Source organism: Rhodohalobacter sulfatireducens, from assembly GCF_022012475.1.
GTDB lineage: Bacteria > Bacteroidota > Rhodothermia > Balneolales > Balneolaceae > Rhodohalobacter > Rhodohalobacter sulfatireducens.
Map to the genome: position 1 here is coordinate 1 of NZ_JAKLWS010000086.1, position 1,962 is coordinate 1,962.

Genomic DNA, 1,962 nt, shown 5'->3' on the forward strand with positions numbered 1-1,962 from the left:
TATAAAGTTCCCAACTACCTGTTTCGCAACAACGGGGATCTGACATTTACCGATGTGAGCCGGGACTGGGGGATGCGCACGGCTGGATTCTCCTACGGGGCGGCGTACGCCGATTTGGATAACGACGGGCGGATGGACCTGGTGGTCAACAATATTAATGCTCCCGCCTCCCTCTACCGAAACACCGGGGCGGATGAGCCGCCGAACAACCGCCCGCACTACCTGAGCGTGCAACTGGAGGGTCAACCCCCCAACACCGGCGGAATTGGCGCCCGGCTGTGGGTCTGGGCCGATGGCCGGCGGCAGATGGTCTACCAAAGCCCCGCCCGAGGGTTTATGTCTTCGGTCGATCCCCGCCTGCATGCGGGCCTGGGACAAGCCCCTGTGGTGGACAGCCTGCGCATCGACTGGCCGGACGGACGCTCCCAGACGCTTCGGGAGGTTCCGGCCGACCAGCTGATCACCCTTCGTCAGTCGGAGGCTTCTCCGGCTGATTCAGCCCCCTCTGCTGCCGATGACAGGCAACCGGTCTTTGAGAATCGTTCCTCCGATGGCAGCCTCTCCCACACCGACAGGGGCCCTGAACAGATTGACTACGGGGTCCAGCCGCTGCTTCCCTACATGGTTTCCCGGCAGGGGCCTCCCCTGGCGGCCGGCGATGTGAACGGGGACGGGCGGGAAGATCTGTTTATCGGCGGAGACACCGGATCGGCGGGAACCCTGTACCTGCAACAGCCGGATGGGAGCTTTACCGAGTCTGCCCAATCCCAACCCTGGCAAGCCGACAGCGACCAGGCCGACTGGGACGCCACCTTTGTCGACGTGAACGGCGATGACCGACTGGATCTGTATGTAGCCAGCGGCGGGTATCACTCCTCCCCGGTCTCCTTGCTGCTACAGGACCGGCTCTACATCAACTATGGGGACGGGCGATTCCTGAAGAATACCGAGATGCTCCCGGAGATGCTGACCAGCACCTCTACCATTGCCCCGGCCGACTTTACCGGGGACGGGCGAACAGACCTGTTTATCGGCGGGCGGCTCTCCCCCCGAGACTGGCCGGCCCCCACCCGGAGCTGGCTGCTGCGCAATGACGGGGACCGCTTTACGGACGTAACCGCCCAAATGCTCCCCGAACTGGCCGATCCCGGCGGGATGATCACCGATGCAGTGTGGGCCGACATCAACGGGGACGGGGCCGATGAGCTGGTGACCGCCGGGCAGTGGGAGCCGATCAACGTGTACCAATACAACGGCGAGAGGTTTACCAACATCACCGAATCGCTGGGCCTGTCTGCCGGAGCTTCAGCGCAGGCAGGGCTGCCCCCGATGCGCGGATGGTGGGAATCGCTGGCCGCCGGTGATTTTAATGGCGACGGGCGGGCCGACCTGGTAGCCGGGAACCTGGGGCTCAACCATACCTATACCACCAGTCCCGACAGCCTGTTTGGGGTGGTGGCCGTGGATATGACCGGCAACCGTACCAAAGACATTATCTTAACCAAGCAGATTGACGGGATCGAGTACCCGCTCTACGGGCTGGCCAAGCTGGGACGGGAAATCTATACGGTGGGCATCGCCTACGATTCGTTTGAGTCCTTCTCGACCGCATCCATTGAGCAGGTGGTGGGCGCTGAGAGGCTTGCCGAGGCGATCCGCTACCGGGCCGACACCTTTGCCAGCGTGCTGCTTCTCAGCAACAGCCGCGGCGGGGTTGATGTCCGCCGCCTGCCCAACCTGGCGCAGATCTCCCCGGTGCAGGACATTCTGATCGACGATATAAACAGGGACGGACACTCCGACATCCTGCTGGCCGGCAACCTGTATGAAAGCGAACCGACAGCTCCGCGGGCCGATGCAGGCAACGGGCTGTGGCTGCGCGGTGACGGGCAGGGCGGCTTTACCCCCGTTCCGCCGATGCAAAGCGGGCTCGTGGCTCCCGGTGACGTACGGGACATGCAA

1 protein-coding gene is annotated in these 1,962 nt (G+C 63.5%); it reads left to right on the forward strand.

All coding sequences use genetic code 11. The features are described from left to right. On the forward strand, positions 1-1,962 hold a 1,962-nt coding region (locus L6773_RS21175), incomplete at both ends, for a VCBS repeat-containing protein (RefSeq protein WP_237856666.1).